Source organism: uncultured Devosia sp. (genome assembly GCF_964244875.1).
Classification (GTDB): domain Bacteria; phylum Pseudomonadota; class Alphaproteobacteria; order Rhizobiales; family Devosiaceae; genus Devosia.
Window position 1 is genome coordinate 275,110 of sequence record NZ_CAXTKA010000001.1, and the last position, 24,862, is coordinate 299,971.

At 65.3% G+C, this 24,862-nt stretch carries 23 protein-coding genes; 7 read left to right on the forward strand and 16 right to left on the reverse strand.

All coding sequences use genetic code 11. The features are described from left to right. Positions 1-2: 2 nt before the first annotated feature. Genes ACFE8X_RS01270 through cobM form a run of 5 tightly spaced genes read left to right on the forward strand, consistent with a single transcriptional unit; the run spans position 3 to position 4,069 of the window. A complete protein-coding gene (locus ACFE8X_RS01270; RefSeq protein ID WP_375449620.1) occupies positions 3-635 on the forward strand; it encodes a precorrin-8X methylmutase in 633 nt (210 codons plus the stop codon). After that, positions 632-1,354, forward strand: coding sequence for a precorrin-2 C(20)-methyltransferase (locus tag ACFE8X_RS01275; protein ID WP_375449621.1), 723 nt, complete (start codon positions 632-634; stop codon positions 1,352-1,354). Before ACFE8X_RS01270 ends, ACFE8X_RS01275 begins: the two co-directional genes overlap by 4 nt. Further along, positions 1,351-2,112, forward strand: a complete 762-nt coding sequence (locus ACFE8X_RS01280) for a precorrin-3B C(17)-methyltransferase (protein WP_375449622.1) — start codon at positions 1,351-1,353, stop codon at positions 2,110-2,112. Before ACFE8X_RS01275 ends, ACFE8X_RS01280 begins: the two co-directional genes overlap by 4 nt. Beyond that, on the forward strand, positions 2,109-3,314 hold the full coding sequence (cbiE, locus tag ACFE8X_RS01285) for a precorrin-6y C5,15-methyltransferase (decarboxylating) subunit CbiE (RefSeq protein WP_375449623.1): 1,206 nt from the start codon (positions 2,109-2,111) through the stop codon (positions 3,312-3,314). Before ACFE8X_RS01280 ends, cbiE begins: the two co-directional genes overlap by 4 nt. Further along, positions 3,311-4,069, forward strand: a complete 759-nt coding sequence (gene cobM, locus ACFE8X_RS01290; protein WP_375449624.1) for a precorrin-4 C(11)-methyltransferase — start codon at positions 3,311-3,313, stop codon at positions 4,067-4,069. Before cbiE ends, cobM begins: the two co-directional genes overlap by 4 nt. On the opposite strand, the gene ACFE8X_RS01295 is transcribed toward cobM, so the two are convergent. Then, on the reverse strand, positions 4,066-5,031 hold the full coding sequence (locus ACFE8X_RS01295; protein WP_375449625.1) for a nucleoside hydrolase: 966 nt from the start codon (positions 5,029-5,031) through the stop codon (positions 4,066-4,068). The two genes, cobM and ACFE8X_RS01295, sit on opposite strands and share 4 nt — an antisense overlap. Positions 5,032-5,199: 168 nt before the next feature. Between ACFE8X_RS01295 and ACFE8X_RS01300 the strand changes: the two genes are divergently transcribed. Then, entirely contained in the window at positions 5,200-6,078 is an 879-nt protein-coding gene (locus ACFE8X_RS01300) for an N-acetylmuramic acid 6-phosphate etherase (RefSeq protein ID WP_375449626.1), read from the forward strand. Next, entirely contained in the window at positions 6,075-6,509 is a 435-nt protein-coding gene (locus ACFE8X_RS01305) for a GNAT family N-acetyltransferase (RefSeq protein WP_375449627.1), read from the forward strand. The genes ACFE8X_RS01300 and ACFE8X_RS01305 overlap by 4 nt, the downstream gene beginning before the upstream one ends. Positions 6,510-6,727: 218 nt before the next feature. Here the strand turns inward: ACFE8X_RS01305 and ACFE8X_RS01310 are convergent, their stop codons facing one another. The 15 genes from ACFE8X_RS01310 to ACFE8X_RS01380 all read right to left on the reverse strand — a co-directional run bounded on the left by ACFE8X_RS01310 (position 6,728) and on the right by ACFE8X_RS01380 (position 24,861). Further along, the gene (locus ACFE8X_RS01310; RefSeq protein ID WP_375449628.1) at positions 6,728-7,843 is read right to left on the reverse strand and encodes an anhydro-N-acetylmuramic acid kinase; all 1,116 of its coding nucleotides are present in this window, start codon (positions 7,841-7,843) and stop codon (positions 6,728-6,730) included. A gap of 9 nt (positions 7,844-7,852) precedes the next feature. After that, the gene (locus ACFE8X_RS01315; RefSeq protein WP_375449629.1) at positions 7,853-8,857 is read right to left on the reverse strand and encodes a serine hydrolase domain-containing protein; all 1,005 of its coding nucleotides are present in this window, start codon (positions 8,855-8,857) and stop codon (positions 7,853-7,855) included. Next, on the reverse strand, positions 8,854-10,593 hold the full coding sequence (locus tag ACFE8X_RS01320) for a dipeptide ABC transporter ATP-binding protein (RefSeq protein WP_375449630.1): 1,740 nt from the start codon (positions 10,591-10,593) through the stop codon (positions 8,854-8,856). Before ACFE8X_RS01320 ends, ACFE8X_RS01315 begins: the two co-directional genes overlap by 4 nt. Continuing rightward, positions 10,590-11,429: an ABC transporter permease gene (locus tag ACFE8X_RS01325; protein ID WP_375449631.1), complete on the reverse strand. Its 840-nt coding sequence runs from the start codon at positions 11,427-11,429 to the stop codon at positions 10,590-10,592. Before ACFE8X_RS01325 ends, ACFE8X_RS01320 begins: the two co-directional genes overlap by 4 nt. After that, positions 11,429-12,388 carry an ABC transporter permease gene (locus ACFE8X_RS01330; RefSeq protein WP_375449632.1) on the reverse strand — a complete coding sequence of 320 codons (960 nt, stop codon included), beginning with the start codon at positions 12,386-12,388 and terminating at the stop codon, positions 11,429-11,431. Before ACFE8X_RS01330 ends, ACFE8X_RS01325 begins: the two co-directional genes overlap by 1 nt. 285 nt (positions 12,389-12,673) lie before the next feature. Beyond that, positions 12,674-14,197: an ABC transporter substrate-binding protein gene (locus ACFE8X_RS01335; RefSeq protein ID WP_375449860.1), complete on the reverse strand. Its 1,524-nt coding sequence runs from the start codon at positions 14,195-14,197 to the stop codon at positions 12,674-12,676. 153 nt (positions 14,198-14,350) lie between these two features. Beyond that, positions 14,351-15,232, reverse strand: a complete 882-nt coding sequence (locus ACFE8X_RS01340) for an ABC transporter permease (RefSeq protein ID WP_375449633.1) — start codon at positions 15,230-15,232, stop codon at positions 14,351-14,353. Beyond that, positions 15,225-16,178, reverse strand: coding sequence for an ABC transporter permease (locus ACFE8X_RS01345; protein ID WP_375449634.1), 954 nt, complete (start codon positions 16,176-16,178; stop codon positions 15,225-15,227). The genes ACFE8X_RS01340 and ACFE8X_RS01345 overlap by 8 nt, the downstream gene beginning before the upstream one ends. Before the next feature lie 66 nt (positions 16,179-16,244). Then, the gene (locus ACFE8X_RS01350) at positions 16,245-17,855 is read right to left on the reverse strand and encodes an ABC transporter substrate-binding protein (RefSeq protein WP_375449635.1); all 1,611 of its coding nucleotides are present in this window, start codon (positions 17,853-17,855) and stop codon (positions 16,245-16,247) included. Between the two features lie 50 nt (positions 17,856-17,905). Beyond that, the gene (locus ACFE8X_RS01355) at positions 17,906-18,835 is read right to left on the reverse strand and encodes a 2-hydroxyacid dehydrogenase (RefSeq protein ID WP_375449636.1); all 930 of its coding nucleotides are present in this window, start codon (positions 18,833-18,835) and stop codon (positions 17,906-17,908) included. Positions 18,836-19,055: 220 nt separating this feature from the next. Beyond that, positions 19,056-20,039, reverse strand: a complete 984-nt coding sequence (locus tag ACFE8X_RS01360) for an ABC transporter ATP-binding protein (RefSeq protein WP_375449637.1) — start codon at positions 20,037-20,039, stop codon at positions 19,056-19,058. After that, on the reverse strand, positions 20,032-21,054 hold the full coding sequence (locus ACFE8X_RS01365) for an ABC transporter ATP-binding protein (protein ID WP_375449638.1): 1,023 nt from the start codon (positions 21,052-21,054) through the stop codon (positions 20,032-20,034). Before ACFE8X_RS01365 ends, ACFE8X_RS01360 begins: the two co-directional genes overlap by 8 nt. Further along, the gene (locus ACFE8X_RS01370; protein WP_375449639.1) at positions 21,054-22,670 is read right to left on the reverse strand and encodes a DUF885 family protein; all 1,617 of its coding nucleotides are present in this window, start codon (positions 22,668-22,670) and stop codon (positions 21,054-21,056) included. Before ACFE8X_RS01370 ends, ACFE8X_RS01365 begins: the two co-directional genes overlap by 1 nt. Next, positions 22,667-23,782, reverse strand: a complete 1,116-nt coding sequence (locus ACFE8X_RS01375) for a Gfo/Idh/MocA family protein (protein WP_375449640.1) — start codon at positions 23,780-23,782, stop codon at positions 22,667-22,669. The genes ACFE8X_RS01370 and ACFE8X_RS01375 overlap by 4 nt, the downstream gene beginning before the upstream one ends. Then, positions 23,779-24,861 carry a ketopantoate reductase family protein gene (locus ACFE8X_RS01380; RefSeq protein ID WP_375449641.1) on the reverse strand — a complete coding sequence of 361 codons (1,083 nt, stop codon included), beginning with the start codon at positions 24,859-24,861 and terminating at the stop codon, positions 23,779-23,781. Before ACFE8X_RS01380 ends, ACFE8X_RS01375 begins: the two co-directional genes overlap by 4 nt. Position 24,862: the final 1 nt, after the last annotated feature.

Genomic DNA, 24,862 nt, shown 5'->3' on the forward strand with positions numbered 1-24,862 from the left:
CGATGACCACATATGACTACATCAAGGACGGCGAGACCATCTATCGGGCGTCCTTCGCCATCATCCGCGCCGAGGCCGACCTGTCGGGTTTTTCGCCCGACGAGGCCGATATCGCCGTGCGCATGATACATGCCTGTGGCCTCGTGGAAGCGGCGCGCCAATTCGTCTTCGGTCCCGGCTTCGTTCCCGCTGCCAGGGCAGCCCTCCAGGCCGGGGCGCCGATCCTGTGCGATGCCGAAATGGTGGTGCGCGGGGTGACGGTGGCCCGGCTGCCGGCCAATAACGAGGTCATCTGCACCCTGCGCGATCCGCGCACACCCGACATCGCCGCCCATATCGGCAATACCCGCTCGGCCGCCGCGCTGCATCTGTGGATGGACCGCCTGGCCGGCTCGGTCGTTGCCATCGGCAATGCCCCGACTGCCCTGTTTCACTTGCTCGAATTGCTGCGCGACGGGGCGCCCCGGCCAGCGGCGATAATCGGCATGCCGGTCGGCTTTGTCGGTGCGGCCGAATCCAAGGCGGCGCTGGCGGACAATGCCTATGGCGTGCCCTTCGCCATCGTGCGCGGCCGGCTGGGCGGCAGCGCCATCACTGCGGCCGCGTTGAATGGGCTGGCGAGGTCCGGACTGTGAGCGGGCGCCTGCTGGGCGTCGGCACCGGTCCGGGCGATCCCGAATTGTTGACGCTCAGGGCCGTCCGCGCCATCGAAACCGCCGACGTGGTCGCCTATTTCGCCAAAAGCGGCAATGCCAGCAATGCGCGGACCATCGTCGCCGACCTGCTCACCGGGCAGATCGAGGAGCCGCTGCATTACCCGGTCACCACCGAAATCGCCCGTGACCACGACGATTACGGCACGGCGATCCAGGGTTTTTATGCCGAGGCGGCGAACCGCATCGCCGCGCACCTGACGGCCGGCCGCACCGTGGCCGTGCTCAGCGAGGGCGACCCGCTGTTTTACGGCTCCTACATGCATCTGCATGTGCGGCTCGCCGGGCGGTTCGACACCGAAGTCATCCCCGGCATCACCGCCATGTCGGGCTGCTGGTCCCATGCGGGCCTGCCACTGGTGCAGGGCGACGATGTCCTCAGCATCCTGCCCGGCACGCTGGCGGAGAACGAGTTGACCCGCCGCCTGGGCGACAGCGACGGCGCGGTGATCATGAAGGTCGGCCGCCACCTGCCCAAGATTCGCCGCGCCATTGCAGCCGCCGGCAAGCTCGAAGGCGCCATCTATGTGGAGCGCGGCACCATGGCCAATGGCCATTCGATCCGCCTCGTCGACAAGGGAGATGACCAGGCCCCCTATTTCGCCTTGATCCTGGTGCCCGGCTGGGTGGCGCGGCCATGAGCGGCCGGCTCGTCATCGTCGGGCTGGGGCCGGGCAGCCCGGATCAGATCACGCCCCAGGCCAGCGCGGCGATCGCTGCCGCGCAGGTGTTGTTTGGCTATGGGCCCTATCTCGACCGCCTGTCGCTGCGAGACGACCAGACGCGCATCGCCTCGGACAATCGCGAGGAGTTGAGCCGCGCCAAGGCGGCGTTGCGTGCTGCAGCCGGGGGTGCGCATGTCTGCGTCGTCTCGGGGGGCGATCCGGGCGTCTTCGCCATGGCGGCGGCGGTTTGCGAGGCGATCGAGGACGATGCTAACTCGTGGCGCGAAATCGACGTCGAAGTTGTGCCCGGCGTTACCGCGATGTTAGCGGTAGCGGCCCGTACGGGGGCACCGCTGGGGCATGATTTCTGCGCCATTTCGCTGTCCGACAATCTCAAGCCATGGTCGGTCATCGAGCAGCGCCTGCGCGCCGTCGCGGGCGCGGGCCTCGTCATCGCGCTCTACAATCCCATCAGCCGCGCCCGCCCGTGGCAGCTTGGCTCAGCCTTCGCCATCCTGCGCGAAGTGCTGCCCTGGACCACGCCCGTCATCTTCGGTCGCGCCGCCGGCCGCACCGACGAGGCCATTGTCATCACCACGCTTGCGGATGCCGACGCGACGCTTGCCGACATGGCGACATGCGTCATTATCGGCTCCGCCGAAACCCGGCTCATCCCCCGCCTCGGCCGCCAGCCGCTGGTCTATTCGCCCCGCTCCAGCGGAGAAGGGCGGTGAGGTGGCTGGCCATCGTCGGCATCGGGGAGGATGGCATTGCAGGGCTCGGCGAAGCTGCCAGGCAGCGCATCGCCGACGCCCGGATCGTTTACGGTGGCGCCCGCCATCTCGCGCTGGCCGGCGCTCTCATCACCGGCGAACGCCGCGTCTGGCAAAGTCCTTTGCTCAATTCGATCAACGCGTTATTAGAACAACGCGATCAGGCGGTTTGCATTCTGGCCTCCGGCGATCCGTTCCACTACGGGATCGGCGCGACGCTGTCGCGCCATGTCGCGGCGGCCGAAATAGAGGTGTTTCCCCAGCCGTCATCGTTCAGCCTCGCCGCTGCCCGGCTGGGCTGGCCGTTGCAGGAGGTAGTAACCCTGTCGTTGCACGGTCGACCCCTCGATCTGATCCGCCCGCATCTGCATGCCGGTGCGCGTATCCTGGCCTTGACCTCGGATGAAGCTGGACCTGCAATGCTGGCGCAATTGCTTGACAGTGCGGGGTTCGGCCCATCGCGCATCAGCGTGCTGGAGGCGCTGGGCGGGTCCGACGAGCGGGTTCGAAGCACCACGGCATCGCAGTTCGACCTGGCCGAGATCAATCCCCTGAACCTCTGTGCCATCGACGCAATACCTGCACCTGCAGCCCGCAGCATCGCGTTTTCGGCTGGCCGGGACGACGATCTGTTCGAGCATGACGGGCAGATCACCAAGCGCGAAATCCGCGCCCTCACGCTCTCGGCCCTGGCGCCGTGCTGCGGCGAAGTGCTCTGGGATATCGGCGCGGGATCGGGATCGGTCGCCATCGAATGGATGCTGGCCGATCCGAGCTTGCGTGCCATTGCGATCGAAGCGGACGGCACGCGGGTGGCGCGGATCGGCCGCAATGCGTCTGCTTTTGGCGTACCGGATTTGCGTATCGAGCACGGATCGGCACCCGCGGCGCTGGCCGGCCTAGGCCGACCGGACGCAATTTTTGTCGGTGGCGGTGGAACCGAGCCGGGCCTCATGGACGCGGCCATATCGGCGCTCCCCCAAGGCGGGCGCCTCGTGGCCAATGCGGTCACCACGCAGATGGAAGCGGTATTGCTCGACCAATACGCCCGGCATGGCGGCCAACTCACCCGCATTGCCATCGACCGCGCCGCGCCGATCGGGACGATGACTGGCTGGCGCCCGGCCATGCCGATCACGCAATGGCGCTGGACCAAGCCATGACCGTGCACTTCATCGGCGCTGGCCCCGGCGCTGCGGACCTTATCACAGTGCGCGGTCGCGACCTGCTGGCGCGCTGCCCGGTCTGCCTTTATGCCGGCTCGATCGTGCCCAGGGACTTGCTGGCCTATTGCCCCTCCGGTGCACGCATCATCGATACGGCGCCGATGTCGCTGGACGAGATCGAGGCGGAGTACCTTGCCGCCGATCAGGCCGGGCTGGACGTGGCACGGCTCCATTCGGGCGACCTGTCGGTGTGGAGCGCAGTGGCCGAGCAGATGCGCCGGCTGGACCGCCTGGGCATCGACTTTACGCTGACGCCGGGCGTTCCCGCATTCGCTGCGGCGGCGGCTGCGCTGGGGCGGGAGTTGACGGTCCCCGGCCTGGCGCAAAGCCTGGTGCTGACCCGCGTTTCGGGCCGGGCATCACCCATGCCCGAGGGCGAGACATTGGCAGCATTCGGCGCGACGGGCGCGACGCTGGCCATCCATCTCGCCATCCACGCGCTGGACCGGGTGGTGGCGGACCTGACGCCGCTTTACGGGGCGGATTGCCCCGTGGCCATCGTGGCGCGCGCCTCCTGGCCGGACCAGATGGTGCTGCGCGGCACGCTGGGGGATATCGAAGCGCAACTGGCAGCGCAGCCGATCGAGCGCACGGCGATCATCTTTGTCGGCACGGGGCTGGGACACGACGAGTTTCGCGAAAGCGCCCTATACGATCCCCATTATCAGCGGCGGTTCCGCACTCGCGATTAAGCGGCGTCGACGATCGTATTCATATAAAGATCGAGGATCGCTGGGGTGTCGCAGGCGATGCAGATGTTGTGCGACGGCAGGTCGCTCCAGGGACCTGGGCGGAACTGGCGACTATCGGGCTGCTGGATGGTCTGCCCGATCGCCAGTCCCTCGGTAACCACGCGAATCGGCCCCGAGCGCGTGGTAAACAGGGCCGGATCGATGACATAGGCGACGGCCAGGGAATCGTGGCCATAGACCCCGTCAACCCCGGTGATGTCATGGTAAAACTTGGCATAAAGCCGGGTCATGTCCCAGATCAGCTGGCCGTCGGCCCCGGCGCCATCGCGCAGTTGGGCCAGGTAGGCATTGCTCATCAGGGCCTCCTGCGTCACATCAAGGCCGATCACCGTGACTTTCCAGTTGCCCGCGAACACTTCATCAGCCGCCAGCGGATCACCATGGATATTGGCCTCGGCCACCGGGGTGACATTGCCGCTATGGCCGTTAAAGCCGAAAGCGCCGCCCATGATTACGACGGATTTGGCCAGCGGGGCAAACTCCGGATCGAGCCGCAGCGCCAGCGCCAGGTTGGTCATGCGACCGACGGCAATGATCGTCACTTCGCCGGGATTGGCGCGCACCGTCTCGACGATGAAGCGGCTCGCCTCCAGCCCATGCAGCGCCGAATGATTGATTTCGGGCAGCGGGATATCGCCAAGACCATTGGCGCCGTGCACCATGTCGGGAACCGGATCGATCACCCCGTTCAATGGCACCGCGGCACCGCGGGCCACAGGCGCTACGATATCGAAGTGCTGGCGCAGGAACAGTGCGTTGCGCGTGGTGGTGTCGATCGAGGCATTGCCGAGCACGGTGGTGATGCCGAGCAACTCAAGCGCCGGAGAGGATTTCAAGAAGAGCAGCGCCATCGCGTCGTCGATGCCCGGATCGGTGTCGAAAATAACTTTGGTGGGGGACAATGCGGCATGCTCCTGCAAAAACGGGTGCGCGTGCCTAGCAGCCGCACAGCGTCGAAACAACCGCAAAGCGCCGCAGCCAATGCAAATGCAAGCCGGCAACGGCACTGCCAAGGCGGTCGTTTGAGTGTAGTGTGCCCCAAGAGTTCCAAGCCGAAACCCCCGAGTCCCATGAGCACGACCGAAAGCGCATCGTCGCGATATTCCAGCATCGAGAACTGGTCGAGCATCGAGCTGGTCGACGGCATTGTCGAAGGCCAGTTCGCCGCGATTGCGGCGGTGCAGGCGGCGCGCGGCGATATCGCCCGGGCGATCGAGGCCATGGCTGAGCGATTGGCCGGGAGCGGGCGGATCATCTATCTGGGTGCAGGAACCTCGGGGCGGGTGGCCGCGCAGGACGGCGCGGAGCTGCCGCCCACGTTCAACTGGCCCTATGAGCGGGCGATCACGCTGATGGCGGGCGGTCCGGGCGCTCTGCTGCGGGCGGTAGAAAATGCCGAAGACGACCGGGATGCAGCCGTCGCCGGGTTGCAGGGCCTGGGCGTTGGCAAGGATGACGTGGTTATCGGCATCGCGGCCAGCGGCAATACGCCTTTTGTGGTGGCAGGCCTTGAACATGCGCGCCGCCTGGGGGCGCTGACCATCGGCATGCTCAACAATCCGGGTGGGCTGGTGGGCAAAGCCGCCGAAATCGCCATCCTGCTCGATACCGGGGCCGAACTGCTGGCCGGCTCGACCCGCATGAAGGCGGGAACGGCGCAGAAGGCGGCAATGATCGCGCTGTCCACCGGGGTCATGGTGCGGCTGGGTTATGTATATGGCGGCAAGATGGTGGAGATGCGTCCCACCAATGCCAAGCTGCGCGAGCGCAGCGTGTTGATGGTGGCGGACTTGACCGGAGCCGAGCCCGATGTCGCCCGCACGACGCTGGCACAGGCCGACGGCGTCATCAAGCTGGCCGTGGTCATGCTGGCGCGCGGGCTGACAGCCGAACAGGCGCAGGGCGCGCTGGACGCCGCTAAGGGCAATCTGCGCCGGGCGCTGGCGTGAGCGATGTCACGCTGACGCTCACGGCGCAACCAAGCTCCGCTGAGCTGCAGGCGATCGGCGACGGTCTTACAGCGTTCAACGCCGGCGATGTCGGACCCGCCGACAGGCTGGCGCTCGCCGTGCTGGTCCGCGATGCCGCCGGGGCCATTCGCGGCGGGATTTCGGGCTATACCGCCTGGGGTTGGCTTTACGTGCAATGGCTCTGGCTCGACGAGGGTTTACGCGGACAGCGCCTGGCCGGCCAAATGCTGCAACTGGCCGAAGACGAAGCCGTGCGGCGCGGCTGCCACGGCGCCTATATCGACACGTTCAACCCCGTCGCGCTCAAAGCCTACCAGCGCCAAGGCTATGTCGCGTTCGGAAGCCTGGACGATTTCCCCAAGGGCAGGGCACGAGTATTTTTGCAGAAACCATTGGTTGGGACCGAATAACCCAACCCGCAGGTGGCCCTGCAGCCCCTAGAAAGGGCTGTCGATCCAGCTTCCGGCCCCATCCCGCCACCACAGCGCGGCCCCTCCCCCTACCAGGGGGAGGCCGGGTGGGGGTACGCGAGCCGTGATATCGAGACCAACCCACCCCACCTTGATCCTCCCCCTCGAGGGGGAGGTGTTGACTGCGGCGTTTCTGAAAGATCCGCATGCAATACCCCCTACCCCGCCAATCGCCCACCCAACATCGGTTCAAGCACACCTGTCGTCGTCGGGAAACTGATCGGCAGGCCGCGAAGGACACGAACCGCGAGGAAGGCGAAGCATTCAGCTTCGACGGCATCGCCGCGCCAACCCACCGCTTCGGCCGAAACGACCTCGACCCCTGCCCGTTGCGTCAGCATCGTCATGATGGTGGGATTGTGCCGCCCGCCACCGCAGACGATGAGCTTGTCGGGCCGCCGGGGCAGCAGGTCGAGCCCCTTGCCGACGGCGGCTGTCGTGAAGGCGGTCAGGGTCGCGGCGCCGGCACTGTCGTCGAGCCGGTCCGCCATGGCGGCGGTGAAATCGAAGCGGTCGAGGGATTTGGGATAAGGTGCGGCTAAATACGGGTGGTGCAAGAGCCTTTCGAGCCGGGTTTCGGCCACCGTCCCGGATGCGGCCAGCGCTCCGTCGCGATCCATTTCGCCCAGCCCGCGCGCCTTCATGAAATCGTTGAGCGGGGCGTTGGCTGGCCCGGTGTCGAAGGCAATCAATGTGTCGGCGCCGTCCCACCAGGTTATATTGGCGACGCCGCCCAGGTTGAGCACGGCGGTTTCGCCATGGGTTCCGAGCGTGCGCAACAGCGCCTGGTGGTAGCCGGCCGATAGCGGCGCGCCTTGGCCGCCCGCTGCTACATCGGCGGATCGGAAGTCAAAGGCCACCCGCGTGCCCAGTAGGCGCGCCATCAGCGCGCCGTCGCCCAACTGCCGCGTCGCCCCGATGCGGCCGGGCTGGGGCGCCCGGTGCAGCATGGTCTGGCCGTGAAAGCCGACGATGCCGATATCGGCCATGTCCAGCCCGGCGCTGTTCACCAGGTGCTGCACCGCCGCCGATTGCGCCCGGGTCAACGCGTCCTCGGCTGCGGCAAAGATCGCTGGCTCGGGCCCATCGAAATTCCACACCCGGGCCTCGGCCTGCCCCCGCTCCAGCAGGTCACGGACCGATCGGTCATAGGGCGCCAGGGTATAGGCACCAAAGGTCTCGACGGTCTCGCCGTCGGTCCTGAGCAGGGCAACGTCGATATTGCCGTCCAAGACCGTGCCGGTCATCAGGCCGACCGCCCAGATCGGGTCCATGGCAGGCTCCTATAGCTGATTGACGGCGTCACCCACCGCACGGCGCAGCGCGATGATGCCGCTATCGAAATGGCGGGTGGGGTGGATGCGGTTGGTCAGCAGCGTCCAGGCCCGGCCGCGCGCGAAATCGATCCACAGGCCGGTGCCGGTGAAGCCGGTATGGCCGATGGTATCGGGCCCGCAATGACCGCCGCCGGACCAGCCGTCATGGGCGGTTTCCCAACCATGCGTGCGCCTGGCCGATAGCGGCGTGCGCATCAGGGCGATGGCTTTTGCCGATGCCCCGGTGCCGTCCAGCAGGCCTTGGGCGAAATCGAGGATGCTCGCGGCGGTGCCGAACAGGCCGGCGTGGCCGGCGCCTTGTAGCGCGGCACAATTGTCGTCATGCACGTCCCCGCTCAGCACGCGGTGGCGCCAGGTGCAATCCTCGGTAGCGGCCGATTGCCCCGGATCGGCCGACCAGGCCAGCCCGGCGCCGGCGTCCATCTGCCGGATGGTCTTGCGTTCCAGCCGTTCCAGCGCCAGGCCCAGCAGGATGAAATTGATATCGGAATAGACCGAAGGACCAGCGGGCCATTCGTGCTGCAGCAGGTAGGCGCGCAGCAGGTCCGGGTCGCGGCCATAGGTATACAGCGGCACGACTGCGGGAAACGGCGTCTGATGGCCCAGGCATTGCCGGAAGGTGATCTTGCGCTCCCAGGCGTCGGCATTGTAGTGGCGAAAATCGGGCAGCACCGAAGTCAGCGGGGCGTCCAGCGCAATGGTTCCGGCCTCCGCCAGCGCCAGGATGCGCGGCGTGGTGAACATCACCTTGGTTAGCGACGCCAGGTCGAACCAGGTGTTCTCCTGCATGGGCCGGGCCTGGGGAACGGTTTGCGCACGGCCGGTAGCGCGAATCGCGCGATTGCCGTCGCGCTCGGTTATGCCCAGCACCCCGCCGGGAATGCGCGCCGTCGCCACCGCGATCTGGACGGGCTCGAAGGCTCGTTCGAGCGTTGCTTGTAGAAGGTTCATGGCGATGCCTCCGCGCGCACAAGATGATCGGCGCCGGCCTCGACCCAAACTGCCGGCTCCGGCTCGAACCCCGCCGGGCGCACCAGCGATGGCACCTCGCGGGTATCCAGCTCGAACTGCCGGCCCCGGCGCTCGATGGCCGGCACGGCGGCAATCAGGCGCCTGGTATAGGCATGGACCGGATTGGACAGCACGGCCGCGGCACTGCCGATCTCGACGATCTGGCCGGCATACATGACCGCGATGCGGTGGGCGATGCGCTCGACCACGGCCATGTCATGGGAGATGAACAGGTAGGCGAGGCCAAACTCGGTTTGCAGCTCGACCAGCAATTGCAAAACCTTGGCCTGCACCGAAACATCAAGTGCCGAAACCGCCTCGTCCAGCACCACGATTTCTGGATTGAGCATCAGCGCCCTGGCGATGCAGAGCCGCTGCCGCTGGCCACCGGAAAATTCGTGCGGGTAACGGGTCAGAGCATCGCCCGGCAAGCCGACGCGCTGCAACAGCGCCAGCATGCTAGCCTGCAAGGCGGCATCGTTGGGCAGGCCGGCGGCGATCGCGGGCTCGGCCAGAAGGCTCCTGACCGTCAGGCGGGGATTGAGCGAGGCAAACGGATCCTGGAACACCATCTGCACGGGACGATGGTTTTTGCCCCGGGCCCGGGACGCATGCACGGCGATGGCGCCACGCGTTGGCGGCACCAGCCCAAGCAGGGCCCGCGCCGTGGTGGATTTGCCCGAGCCGCTCTCGCCCACGATGGCGAGCGTTTCGCCGGCCCGCAGCGCGAAATCGACGCCATCGACGGCATGGACGGCGCCGAGCGGGCGGCGGAACGGGCCGGCGGACACCGGGAACCGCACCGCCAGGCCCTCGACACCGACCACCGGCTCGCCCTTGGCCTGCCCGTCGGTGCGCACCGCCCGGCCGGCTCTGAAATGGGGCACGGCCCCCAGCAGATGGCGCGTGTAGTCGTGCCGGGGCTGGTCGAGCACCTGGCTCAAATCGCCCTGCTCGACCGCAACGCCATGCTGCATGACCATGATGGTATCGGCGATGCCCGCCACCAGCCCCAGATCATGGGTGATGAAGATCATCGACATGCCGGTTTCGCGGCGCAACTGCGCAAGCAGAGCCATGATCTGGGCCTGCACGGTCACGTCGAGCGCGGTGGTCGGCTCGTCGGCGATCAGGAGGCGCGGATTGGTGGCGAGGGCAATGGCGATCATGACCCGCTGGCGCATGCCGCCCGAGAGCTGGTGCGGATAATACCTGAGACGCCGCGCCGCATCGGGAATACGCACGCGGTCCAGCGCGTCCCTGGCGGCCGCTTCGGCCTGTCGCCCGGTCAGGCCGCGATGCAGGCGGAAGCTTTCGGCGATCTGGGTGCCCACGGTCTGAATGGGGTTCAGCGAGGTCATCGGCTCCTGAAAGATCATGGCGATGTCGTTGCCGCGAATGCGGGCCATGTCGCGCTCGCTGGCGGCGGTTATATCCATGGGCGCGGCGGCGGCGCGCTGCAGCATGATGCTGCCGCTCGTGATGCGGCCGCCGCCGAAATCGACCAGCCGGTTGATCGACAGCGCCGTCACCGATTTGCCCGATCCGCTTTCGCCGACAATGGCCAGCGTCTGGCCGGCTTCGAGATCGAAACTGACGCCGCGCACCACCTCATTGGCTCCCGGATCGCGGCCAAAGCCGACACGCAGGTCGCGGACCGACAGCAGGGGGTTCATGGTGCACGCCGCTGCAAGCGCGGATCGAGGACGTCGCGCAGCGCATCCCCGAACAGGTTGAAGCCCAAAATGCCCAGCATGATGACGAGGCCCGGAAAGATCATCAGCCAGGGCGCGGTTTCCATCAGGTTGCGGCTTTCGCTCAGCATGACGCCGAGCGAGGGCGCGGGCGGCTGGGTGCCGAGGCCCAAAAAACTCAGCGCCGCTTCAGTCAGCAATGCCCAGGCCAGAGCCAGCGTGACCTGCACGGTCAGGGGCGCGACCAGGTTGAGCAGCAGGTGCCGGGTCAGGATATAAAACTGCGAGGAGCCAAAGGTGCGCGCGGCATCGACGAAGTCGCGGTTCTTGAGCGAAAGCGCCGGGCCGCGCACGACGCGCGCGAAAATGGGGGTATAGACCAGCCCGATCGCGGTGACGCTGGTCAGCGTCCCGGGACCGGCGATGGCGACCACCAGCAGCGCCAGCAGGATCGCGGGAAATGCCAGCAGGACATCCATGAAGCGCATCAGGACGCCGTCCCAGACCGCGCCGTACCAGGCGGCGACGAGACCGATGATGGTCCCGGCTATGGTCGCGAAGGCGACGGACAAAAAGGCGATGACGAAGGACTGCCCGATCGCCAGCATCAGCCGGCTCAGCACGTCACGGCCGAACAGGTCGGTGCCCATCAGGTAATTGCCGGTGGGTGGATAAAGCCGGTCGATGCGGAATTGCTGAAGCGGGTCGTGCGGCGTCAGGCCGACCGCGCCGGCAATGGCCAGCAGCAGATAAAGCAGGATGATCGCCCCGCCGATGCGGCCGCTGGTATGGTTGGCAATGGCGCGCAGCACAGCCATCAGCGGCCACCGAGCCGAATGCGCGGATCGAGGGCCACATAGGCCAGATCGACCAGCAGGTTGACGATCATGAAGTTGAGCGCCACGAACAGCACGCAGCCCTGCACCAGCGCATAGTCGCGCTGCCCGATGGCGTCGAGCACCAGCCGCCCCAGGCCCGGCAGGGCAAAAATCTGCTCGACGATCACTGCGCCGCCCAGCAGATAGCCGAACTCGACGCCGCTCAGCGTCACCACCGGGATCAAGGCATTGGGCAATGCATGGCGCCAGATCACGCTGCGCGCCGGGGCGCCCTTGCTGCGGGCGGTGCGCACATAGTCATCACTCAGCACGTCGAGCATGGCGGAGCGCGCAATACGCGTGACCGACGCGGCAAAGGCAAAGCCCAGCGTGATGGCCGGCAGGATCATCTGGCCCAGATTGCCGATGGGATCGACAAGGAGCGGGGTGAACTGCCCCATGGCGGGCAGGAACCCGAAGGCGACCGACAGCACATAGATGATCAGCAGGCCCAGCACGAAATTGGGCGTCGATTGCCCCAGCATGGCGAAGATGCGCACGGCGAGGTCCGAGGCTTTCTCATTGTGGGTCGCCGCGTAAACGCCGGCCGGAATGCCGACCAGCAAGGCGATCAGCATGGACAGCAGTGCCAGTTCCAGGGTCAACGGAAAGCGCTCCAGAATGACCGCCAGCACCGGCTTGCCATAGGTCACCGAGATGCCAAGATCACCCTGCACCAGCCCGAGCAGCCAGCGCCCATACTGGATCGGCCAGGGCTGGTCGATCCCGAAATAGGCGGCAAGCGCCACCCGTTGCGGCGGTGTCAGCAATCCCGCCTCGGTGCCCAGCATGGCCGTGATCGCATCCCCCGGCACCAGGCGGATGGCGATGAAGACGATCACCGACACGCCGAGCAGGATCAGCGGAAAAACGGCCAGCCGCTGGGTGACGTAATTCATGGAAGAGCTCTGATGTGGAGCGGCATGAACAGGCGGGTTTTTCGAGCCATGATCGCTTTTGTCGCCGTAGGAAAGATTATCGCATTGGGCACCAGCTCACCTCGCCCCTCCGGGGAGAGGTCGGCGCATCGCGCCGGGTGAGGGGTGCGATGTTGCAGTATGGAGCTATATCCCAGCATCGCACCCCTCACCCTGGCCCTCTCCCCAGAGGGGCGAGGGGACGATGGAGCTGGAGTCACAGTTCCATAAGCAATTGCCTGCCCGCAAGGACTTGAGGGCCCGAGCTTAAGGCGCGATGGTCACCGCGCTCAGGCTGAACAGCGTGCCGGTCGGGCTCGGCACGAAGCCGCTGACCGTTTTTTGCTGGGCGGTGTAGCTGAACGAGGTCGACAGCCAGATCCAGGGCGATTGTTCGGCCAGGCGCTGCTCGAACTGGGTGAAGATGGCCTTGCGCTTGGCGGGGTCGGTTTCGGCGCGGCCCTGCTGCATCAGGCTATCGAGTTCGTCATCGGCGAAGTTCGAGACCTTTTGCAGATTGCCGGCCTTGGTCCAGTAGCGGTTGTACATGGTGTAGGGATCGGCGCGGCCACCGTTCTGGGCGACGGCCATGTCAAAATCGCCGGCCAGCCATTTGTCGACATAGACGTTGAGCTCCATCATCTGGATATCAAGCTTGATGCCGATGGCGGCCAGCTGCGATTGCAGCACCTGCGCTTCGGCCGAAGCGACCGGGGGCTCGCCGGTGGCGGCGATCACGGTGGCCTCGAAGCCGTCAGGATAGCCGGCGTCGGCCATCAACTGCTTGGCCTTATCGATGTCCTGGGTGTAGCAGAACAGCGCAGCAGGATCGGAGGCATAGGCGGGAATGGTGAGCGGCCCGGTGATCTGGCCTTCCCCGAGCAATGCAGTATCGAGCACGTCCTGGCGGTTGACGGCGCAGGAGATTGCCTGGCGCACCCCGGTTTCATCCATCGGGGTGCGCGATGGATTGAGCTGGAGGACATTGTAGGCCAGGCCGGGCGCCCGATTGAGCTGCAGATTGGCTTCACGCGGCACCAGCGTCGCGACCAGCGGATCGTTGAGCAGGGCGAAATCGAGCTGGCCGGCGCGCAGCGAGGCCAGGATGGCGGTTTCGTCGGGCAGGACGCTGATGTCGATGCCATCGATACCCACCGTGCCGCCCGCCCAATCGGGATTGGCCACAAGAACCTCGCGGGCATTGGGATCCCATTCCTTGAGCTCGAACGGGCCCGAGCCGATCGCCTCGGTGCCCACGGTGCCCGCAGCGATGGCGCTGGCCGGTACGATTGCGGCATTGAGGTCGGTCATGGCGGTCAGGATGGGCGCATCGGCCTGGGACAGGTTGAATACCACCGTCGACGGGTCGGGTGCATCGATGCCGGCGATGGAGCCGAAATTGGCCCGCGTCACTGCCGCCGTGGCCTCGTCGAGAATGCGTTCGAACGACGCCTTGACGTCAGCGGAGGTCACCGGTTCGCCATTGTGAAACTTGGCAGCGGGATCGAGCTTGAAGGTCAACGTCATCCCATCGGCCGAAAATTCCCAGCTGTCGGCGATGGCCGGGACGATGGTCAGCGTGGCGTCGAGCCGCACCAGCGGTTCGTACACCAGCTCGAGCAGGCGCAACGACGAAAACGCGGTCTGGGTGTGCGGATCGAGCCCCGTGGCGTCCTGCGACCAGGCCATGCGCAGTGTCGCCGCCTGTGCCGGAAGGGCCAGGGCCGAAACGCCCAGCGCGGCCGTCAGTGCCAGGCCGGCCAGCAATGTATTGGGAAACGTCAGGGCCATGATCTTCTCCGCTGCAACAATTTTGTTCATGGGTCGCCGGGGGCGCCGAATTGCACCAACTATCGATCAGCGGACCAGCGGATACAACCGTTTTCGCATAGCGATTTCGCTGCCGCGACATGCAATTACAACAAGCCGGCCCAGGCCGCCGCGCTATTCCTTCGGCTCCATGGCATCGCGCAGGCCATCGCCCAGAAAGTTCACCGCCAGCACCGTGCACAGGATCAGCAGGCCCGGCGGAATGGCCAGCCAGGGGGCGACGCTGAGCCAGGACGAGGCGCTGTTGAGCAGATTGCCCCAGGTGGGCACGGGCGGCTGGATACCGAAGCCCAGAAAGCTCAGCGCCGATTCCAGCATGATGGCGCTGCCCACGGCCAGCGTGGCCGATACGGTGATCGGGCCGATGGCATTGGGCAGGATATGGCGGAACATCAGGCGCGCGCCCCCTGCCCCCAGCGCCCGCGCCGCCTCGACGAACTCGCGCTCGCGCAGTGCCAGAAATTGCGAGCGCACCAGGCGGGCCGTGCCCATCCAGATCAGCATGCCGACGATGGCCACCAGCAGCGGCGGGCTGGGCCGGAACAGCCCGGACAGCAGCAGCACCAAAGGCAGCGTCGGGATGGACAGCATCACATCGGTCAAGCGCATCAGGATCGCGTCGGTCCAGCCGCGATAAAAGCCCGACAGGGCCCCTACCAACGTGCCGGCGAAGGTGGCGATCAGGGCCCCCGCCAGGCCCACCGCCAGCGAGACCCGCCCGCCATGGATCAGGCGGGTCATCATGTCGCGGCCTAGCTCGTCGGTGCCCAGCCAGTGCTGCCCGTTCATCGGCCCCGGTGAGCCGATGAGGGTGAAGTCCTGCCCGTCGAAGGTATAGGGCGATACGAACGGGCCGATGATGACGACAATGGCGAGCACGACCAGAAAAGCCAGTCCGGCGACCGCCGGCTTGTGCTTGAGGAAGCGCTTGAGCACCCGCCGCCCATAGCTTTGTGGCGGCTGGATGGTGGCGAGCGGCAGTGCGGTCTCAACCATAGCGGATCCTCGGATCGAGCGCGGCATAGGCGAGATCGGCGATGATATTGGCCAGGATGATGCCGAGCGAGCCCATCATCATCAGGCCCATCAGCATGGGATAGTCGCGCCCGTCCATGCTCTCCATGAACAGGCGCCCGATGCCGGGCCAGGCAAAAACCGTTTCGGTGATGACGGCGCCCGAGATGACCGTGGCGAAATCTACCGCGATGACGGTAACGGCCGGGATCATGGCGTTACGCAATGCATGCAGCAGCACGACGCCGCGCTCGGAGCGCCCCTTGGCATAGGCGGTGCGGATGTAATCCTGGTTGAGCACGTCGATCATGCCCGAGCGGATGAAGCGGCTCCAGCTCGCCACTGTCGCCAGCGACAGCACGGCCGCGGGCATGACCAGATGGCTCAGGCGATCCATGACATCGCCGCCGCCGATAGATTTGTAGCCGGCCGAGGGCAGCCAGCCCAATTGCACCGAGAACAGCAATTGCAGCAGCAGCGCCAGCCAGAAGACGGGAATGGAAATGCCGGCGAAGGACGCCAGCGTCAGCGTGCTGTCGAGCCGGGAGCCGCGTCGCGAGGCGCTGATGATGCCCAGGGGAATGGCGATGGCCAGCGAGATCAAGAGCGCCAGCCCGCCCAGTTCCAGCGTCGGCCCCAGCCGCAGCACGATTTCGGTCAGCACCGGGCGACCGGTGCGAATGGAATAGCCCCAGTCGCCGACCAGCATGGATTTGAGCCAGAGGACATATTGCACCGGCACCGGCTGGTCGAGCCCGTAGGCCGCCGCGATCTGGTCCAGTGCTTGCTGGCTGACGGCCGGATTTTCGGTGTACATATCCAGCGGCCCGCCGGGCGCCAGGTGCACGATGGAAAACAGGATGACCGAAATTCCCAGCAGCAGCGGGATGGCGCCGAGCAGGCGGCGCAGGACGTAACCGATACTCATGCCGCCTCCTGGTTATAAGATTGCCCCGGCCGGTGCAGGGCCGGGGCGTGTCGCCTTGGGGGCAGACTAGGCCATGTACCAATCGGCAGTGTGCACGAAATTGGTCATATTGGTCGGATTGGGCACGAAGTTCTTGAGCTTGTCGGTGACCGCGATCAGGGCGACATTGGTGGTCAGCGAGATCGTGGGCAGGTCGTCGGCCAAGATTTTCTGGAATTCGCTGGCGGCCTGCTTGCGCACCGCGGGGTCCAGCGTGTTCTCGAAGGTGGTGAACGCCGCGTCCAGCGTCGGGTTGGAATAGGACTGGCCGTTATTGGCGCCGCCCGTGCCCCAGAACACCGAATAGACCGGATCGGCCGAGGTGATCCAGCGGCCATAGATCAGGTCATAGCCGCCATTGTAGCGCGCTTCGCGATAGGCGACGCCGGTCTGGTTGTTGGCGGTGACTTCGATGCCGACGGCCTTGAGCTGGGCGATGATCACCTGCTGGGCCAGTTCGTCGTCGGCGCGGCCCGATTGAACCATGAAGGCATAGGACAGGCGCTCGTCGCCCTTGGCGCGGACGCCGTCGCCGCCCGGCACATAGCCGGCGTCGTCGAGCAGCTTGTTGGCTGCGGCGGGATCGTAGGCAATGACCGGAGTTGCGGGATCGTAGAAGTCGAACACCGGCACCACCGGCGAGCTGATCGGCTCGGGATAGCCGCCCTGCGCCTTGCTCAGGACGGTCCGGTCGATGGCGGCAGCGATCGCCTTGCGCACCTGCAGGTCGGCCAGCGAGGGGCGCTTGAAGTTGAAATCGAGATGCTGCCAGCTCAGCAGCGGACCCTTGATCAGGGTTATGCCGTCGATCCCCTCGACCTGGCTCGCCTGGCTATAGGGGGTGGAGACCACCATGTTGACTTCGCCCGACTTGAGCTGGGTGATCAGCGTATTGGTGTCGGGGATCATCTTGAAGACGATCGAATCCAGAAAAGGCAGCGCATCGCCGTTTTCGGCCTTGGCCCAATAGCCATCGAAGCGCTCGGTGACCACATATTGGCCGCGCACGAACTCGGTGACCTTGAACGGGCCGGTACCGACCGGGGTTTCGTTATAGCTCGAGGTGTTGAGGTCGGTGCCCTTGAGCAGGTGCGCCGGCATGATGCCGAAGGTGAACAAGGTCGATGCGAAGGTGGGCAGGATGGTATTGTAGTTGACGATCACCGTCAGGTCGTCGGGCGTCTCGATGCTCTCGACCTCTTCGGTGCCGTCCTTGGATTCGGCGATGAAGGCGGGGTCCTTGACCGCTTCCCAGGTGTATTTGACGTCGGCGGCGGTGAAGGGCTCGCCGTCATGCCACTTGACGCCGTCGCGCAGCTTGTAGGTGATCTGCATGGTCTTGCCGTCTTCTGCCACGACGATGCCGCCATTCTCGATGGTGGGTACTTCGAGCGCCAGCACCGGCACATATTTGGCGTCCGAGCCGGGCGCCAGCAGCCCCTCGACCACGGCGGCCTGGGCATCGCCCAAAAAGCCGGTCGAATAAACGTTCATGGTGTCGATTTCATAGGTCAGGCCGACGGTCAACGTGCCACCGGGCGCCTGGGCCCAGGCGGGGAAGGCGCGCATCGTAGTCATCGCCGCGGTGCCGGCAAGCATGCCCTGAAGCGCTGCGCGGCGGGTCAGTTTAACTGTCATGATCGTCCTTCTCCATGTTGCCCCGGTGGGGATTGCCGTTTGCCGGTCGTTCAGTATCCTAGCGCCCGGTCGACCAGATGCGGTAATTTTTCGCCGCGCTCATAACGCCTGATAGTTTCAGCCATCTCGGCCACCGCCGTGCGCGCATGGGTGGGCGCCGCAACATGGGGCGAGAGCAGCACCCTGGGATGGCTCCACAGCGGATCATCGGCCGGGAGCGGCTCGGTGCGGAACACGTCGAGCGCAGCGCTCGAGAGCCCGCCGCCATCGAGTGCTGCGATCAAATCGCCATCGACCACATGCCCGCCCCGCGCGCCATTGATAAACAGGGCGCCCGGCGCCAGCGCCCCAAGCACGTTCGCATTCACGACATTGGCGGTTTCGGCGGTCAGCGGCAGCAGGTTGACGAGAATGTCGGCGCCGGCCACCGCCGCCTGCAGACCGTCCCGGCCGGCAAAGCTCTTGGCACCCTCGACCTGGCGGCACGAGCGGCTCCACACCCGCGTCTGGAAGCCGAAACGCACGAAATGGCCGGCGGCCTGTGCGCCCAGCGCCCCCGCCCCCAACACGGCAACGATCCGCTCCCGCGCCAGCTTTTCCGGCTGCGGCGACCATTCGCGTTTGGCCTGCAAATCCTTGTAGAACGCCAGGTTGCGATGCCAGGCCAGCGCATGGCCGAGCACCCAGTCGGACATGCCGTCCGCCAGGCCATCGTCGACCAGCCGCACGATGGGCAGGTGATCGGGCACTTCGCCGCTCGCCAGCAGATGCTCGATGCCGGCATTGAGGCTGAGCACCAGCTCCAGTCCCGGCACCGACGCGATCAGCCCCGGCGCCGGCCGGCCGACCACGATATAGGGTACCGGTGCATCGCCGCGCTGTGGCGCCTGGGTGAAAACCTCATGCTCCGGCAACTGGGTCCGGAACAGGCTGGCCATATGCTCGGGATCGCCCCGCGAGGCAACAAATATCCGTTTCATGACAGTCAGCATGATGCGCCCGCAAGGCCGCATGCAACGCCCGAAAAAATCCGCTTTATCTGCATTTCAACTCATACGAGAGGCAGTCGCGAGAACTGCACAAAATTTGGCCTGGAGGCCCTGTAAAGTCTTGCCCCAATGCCCCAGTCGATACCTCCCCCTGCCAGGGGGAGGCGTCGACTGAAGCATTTGCCAAAAGCCCTCGTCATCGGCGCTAGCCCTACCCCACCAAGTCCAGCTCCCCCGCCCGAATACACGCCACCTGGTGTCGATCCCCCACCGTCTCCAACCCCGGCTCCACCTGCCCGCAAGCGTCGATCGAAAAGGGGCATCGCGTGCGAAACACGCAGCCCGAGGGCGGGTTGATCGGGCTCGGCAGGTCGCTCTTGAGCGTGATCCGCTGCCGCCGCGCCCGCGGATCAGGCACCGGCGCCGCATCGAGCAAAGCCCGCGTATAGGGATGGCGTGGCCGCGCATAAAGCTCGGCGGCGGTCGCGGTTTCCATGATCTTGCCCAGATACATCACGACCACCCGGTCGCAGAGAAACTCGATCACCGACAGGTCGTGCCCGATGAACAGCAGCGACAAGCCCAGGTCCTGCCGCAAATCCTGCAGCAGGTTGATGATCTGGGCCTGGATCGACACGTCGAGCGCCGAGACCGGCTCGTCCGCCACGATGAATTGCGGATTGACCGCCAGTGCCCGGGCGATGCCGATGCGCTGGCGCTGTCCTCCGGAAAATTCATGTGGGAACCGCGCGGCGGCGGTGCGCGGCAGGCCCACTTTTTCCAGTAGGTCGCCGACCCGTGCGGCGCGATCGCGGCGGTTGCCGATATGGTGCAGCAACAAGGCCTCGCCGATGGTCTGGCCCACGCTCATGCGCGGGTTCAAACTGGCATAGGGGTCCTGGAAAATGATCTGCATCCGGCTGCGCAGCGCCTTGAGCTGCGGCGCCGCCATGCCGACCACTTCGGCGCCATCGAATTGTACGGACCCCGCCGTAGGCTCGATCAGCCGCAGCGCGGCGCGGCCCAGCGTGGTCTTGCCCGAACCCGATTCCCCGACCAGGCCCAGAACCTCCCCGCGCCCGACCGAAAAGGACACGCCATCGACCGCCTTGACGGTAAGGCCGGGCTTGAACATGGTCTTGCCGACGGGAAAATGCACCTTGAGATCGGTGACGTTGAGCAGTGGCTCAGCCATCGAGTTCACTCCAGCGGATGCAGCGCGCGCCATGGCCGCTGCCCACATCGAACATCGGCGGCACCGCTGCGCGGCAGGCATCGATCGCCCAGGCGCAACGCGGATTGAAATCGCAGCCCGCCGGCGGATTGCGCGGATCGACCACGCTGCCCGGAATGGCCGTGAGCCGCGCCACCGTCCCCGCCGCTCGCGCCGCCCGGTCAACAGTCGGCATGCTGGCGAGCAGGCCGCGCGTATAGGGATGGCTTGGCCGATCGAACAGGTCTTCGACCGTGGCGTGCTCGACGATGCGCCCGCCATACATGACCGCCACCGTGTCGGCGATTTCGGCGACCACGCCCAGATTGTGCGTAATGAACAAGATCCCCATGCCGATCTCGCGCTGCAGCCGCCGCGTCAGTTCGAGAATTTGCAACTGTACGGTCACGTCCAGCGCCGTGGTCGGCTCGTCGGCGATCAGCAGCGCGGGATTGCAGGCCAGCGCCATGGCGATCATCACGCGCTGGCGCATGCCGCCGCTCATCTGGTGGGGATAGAGGTCCGCCCGACGCGCCGGCTCGGGAATTTCCACCAGCGCCAGCATATCCACGGCCCGTTGCCAGGCCTGCGCCCGCGTCAGCCCCTGGTGCAGCAGCGCCACTTCGGCAATCTGGGTGCCGACCTTCTGGGTCGGGTTGAGGCTGGTCATCGGCTCCTGGAAGATCATGGCGATCTCGTTGCCGCGCACCTTGCGCATGGCATTTTCCGGCTGCTGCGCCAGGTCGCGCACCTGCCCGTCGCGGCCGCGAAACAGCACCTGCCCGCTGGCAATGCCGCCGATGGCGGACGGAATGAGCCGCATCACCGACAGGCTGGTGACCGATTTGCCGGACCCGCTTTCGCCGACCACGGCTACCGTCTGCCCCGCCTCGACCACCAGGTCGACCCCCTTGACGGCACGGACGATACCGCTTTCGGTGCGAAACTCGGTGACGAGGTCGCGGATTTCGAGCAGCGGCGGCGTTCCGGCTGCCATCAACGCAATTGCCCCGCGCGTTCCATCTCCTGCCCGATCCAGGCCAGCGGCATATGCCCATAGCTGAGCAAGGCATCGTGAAAGCTCAGCGTATCGCCTGTCCAGCGCTGGCGCAGCGCCTTGATGCCTTCGACGCCGATCCAATACATCAGCCGCGATCCCGGCAGCATGGAATTGCGCATCACCTCGCCCTCGACCCGGCTCGGCGCAAAGCCGGCTTCACGATAAAACGCCATCGCCTCTTCGAGGCTCCAGTCGCCGATATGCAGCCTGATATCGACCAGGACGCTGGCGGCATTGCGTCGTTCATATTGCTTGAGAAGCAGGATTTCCTCGGGCGTGTAAAAGCCCGGTGCTTCCATCAGCAGGTCTTCGACATAACAGGCCCAGCCCTCGATCAACGTGCCGGCACCCAGAAACGCCAACCCCAGCGCACAATCCGTCCCCGCAATCCGCGCCAGCCGCGCCTCCGCTGCCCGCGCCCGCGTATTCTGCGTGTGATGCCCCACACTGCCATGGTGCACCGAGTGGATAGTCTTGACCACGGCCGTATTGTTGCCGCGCAAAAACGCATTTTCGTCCTCGCCCGGCGGCGTCACCCAATAGACACTCCCTGCCCCCGGATTAAGGGCCGGTGGCGAACGGTAAAACAGGAAATACAGCGGCTGGCTGATCTTGCGGAAACAAGGCGCCATCCAGCGATAATCGAGATCGTATTCCTGCGCCGGCGTCACCAGTTCGTGCCCCGTCGCGATCGCCCTCACGTCCCACAGCGTATAGCTGTCGTGCACTGCTTCGGCGTCGGCCGGATGGATTTCGGCCAGGCCCGCGACGATGTCCTGCCAGTTTTTGCCCGGATCGATCGCCTCGGCCATCTCGACCAGTTCGCCGCCCATCCGATCATAAGCGGCCTGCGCCAGATCGATCGCTTCGCGCGGGCTGATGCTCAACCCATGAGTTTGACTCATGATCAGTGACAAATGGATTTCACCGCAGGCTGGACTTGTGTCGGTCAGGCCATCCAGCAAGCCGGCAAAGGTGTCGAATGCATCGGCCGCCCGGCGCGCCGGCTCGGCCCAGTCGTCGGCGAACTCTTCATGCAACTTGATATCGCTGCGCAGGAAGCCGGCCATAGCCACGGACTCGCGCTGCGCCCGCTGGCACCAGCCCTTGGGCACGGCCACGCCATTGAGGCGATCAGCAGCATGGCCAAGAAATGCCGCAATGCCGTTCAGCCGCGCCACCAGCCCGACGTGCCGGATCGGCGCCGATTGCGGCAGCAGCAGTGAGATAATTGCAAACGCCGCCTCGCCCGAATACCAGGCCGGGTTGTGCAGCCGCGGCCGCGACGTTGCCGCTTCCTTTTGAACCGCGAGCTCCGCCTGCATCATCTTGCGGTCCAGCCGATCGCCAAGCCTTTGCGGCTCGTCGCTGTTGTCCAACAATGCCTGCAGTTTGGCGATGCCCGCAAGTTCCCGCTCCAGTGTTTGCGGACCGGCCAACGGCAGCACGTCGTCATAATCCCTGGACCCCATGAACGTCGCATCCACCGGATGAAACGCCCAATAATGGCTTAGAAACTGATCGACAATAGCGGGGTCGTAGCGTTCGCTCATGCGTGGCTGCCCGGCAGGTCAACCCAGCGGCGCTCGAAATTGGCCCTGATGATCGCATCGACGATCTCCTGGCTCTTGGCGCCATCATAGAACGTGCATTCCTGCGGCCGGTCGTCGAGGATTTCATCGACGAAGTGCCGGACCAGATTGCGATAATAGAGTTCCGGCCATGGCGTATTCAGCGTCGTGCCCGGCGGCAGCGCCTCGGGGCCGATATCATGGGGAATGAACTCCACGGCTTCTGCCTTGGCAAGCTTGAGTGTCTCGGCCGTCCCGAATTCCGAGATCAGGCGCGCCACTGCAGCGCCCTTGGAGCCATAAACCCGCAGCTCGACGCCGGGATAATTGCCCACCGCCACATAGGATGTCTGCAACAGGCCCTGCGCGCCACTGGCATATTCCACCAGCGCCACGGCGCCGTCCTCGACCTTTATCTTTTGCAGCCCGACTTCGCCGCGCACGATGCGTTCGGGAATGAAATTCTTCATGGTCGAGGCGACCGAGCCGAACTCGCCACCCAGCCAGCGCATCAGGTCGATCAGGTGCGAGCCGTAGCCGACGATGGAGGCCGGGATCAGGCTGTTGCGATCGACGCCGGGCGTGATCTGGCGCAGCGGTTCCTGCGGGTCGAGCCATTGCGAGTTCTGCTCGAAGCCATGAATGTGGAAAATTTCGCCCAACGTGCCGTCGTCGATCCACTTCTTGATCTGCCGAATGGCGGGGGAGTAGCGGAAGGTGAACCCCAGCTTGGTGCGCACGCCCTTGGCATCGGCTTTTGCCGCCGCTTCAAAGGCCGGCGCCGCTTCCGTGTGCAGCGGCTTTTCGCTCAGCACATGCTTGCCGGCATCGATTGCCAACAGGCTCAGCGGCAGGTGGGTATGCGTGGGTGTGCAGACGTCCACCATTTGCACGTCAGGATCAGCGATGAGCTTTTCCGGATCGCTATAAACCTTCTTGGCCCCGTACTTCTCGCCCATCGCCTTGGCGCGATCGGAATCGATATCGCACACCGCGATCAGGTCCACCCGCTCATGGGCCGTGTAGCCGGGCAGGTGCGCCTTGTCGGCCCAGGTATGCGCGCCGATCAGGCCGACACCGAGTTTGCTGGTCATGGCAGGGTCTTTCCAATGGCGGCCGCATAGGCTTCGAGTTCGTCGTAGTTGTGGAAGCCCAGTTCGCGCTTACCCTCCTCGATCTCGTAGATCATGGCGACCATCTTCTCGTTGAGCCGCGTATCGGCACCCGCTTTCTTGCCGAATTCGATCAGCTTGCCGGCAAAGGCGCGCGTCTCGGAGGGGCGCTTGCGGTAAACGATATCCCACCAGATGCCCGAGCCCTTCTTCTTGAAATCATGGGCCGGCTTGGTGTCCTGGTCCTTCTTGAGCAGCCAGATCGCATGATCGATATTGGCCAGCAGCTTTTTGGTGTCCTCGGGCGTCTTGACCCGGTAATTGGCCGGATCGAAGAAATCGAAGGCCTGCACGTCGATGCCGTTGGCGTCGGCGATCTCCAGCGCTTCCTTGACCACCGCACCGGCGGTCCGAGCGTATTTCTCCACGCCCAGCGTATCGCGGATCTTGGCGTCGGCCAGTGCCGAAAAGACGATCTGGGCGGAATAGACTTCCTTGGCCCAGATCTGACCCCAGATGCGGTCCGAATACTGTACCTCGGTCAGCGCCGACAGGGCATCACCCAACGCCTTGAGCCGCGGCGTCATCTGCCCGCTGAGTTCGCCGAGCTGGATCGGCCCCTCATGCACGAATTCGATATAGCCGGGGTCGACCAGGGCTCCGCCATAATTGGGGATGGACCCCACGATGATCTTGTCGCCGGGCAGATCCGCCACGTTCAAAGCGGCAACCATGTCGGGTTCGTTGAACCCGTTCTGGTAGGACACGACGAGGCTCTCTGGCGTCAGCAGCGGAATGATCTGTTGCAGCGCTTCGAGCGTGTGTTGCGACTTGGTTGCTATCAGAACGGTACCCAAATCGCCGCTTAGCTGATCGGGTGTTAGCGCCTTGACGCGGACATTCATGTCGCCGCGCACGCCATCAATGGTCATGCCTTCTTTGTTGAGCGCCGCGACATGTTCGGCCCAGCGATCGACCAGCGTCACATCATGCCCGGCCTTGGTCAGATAGGCGCCGGCGAGACCGCCAATAGCTCCCGAACCGATAATGGTGAACTTCATG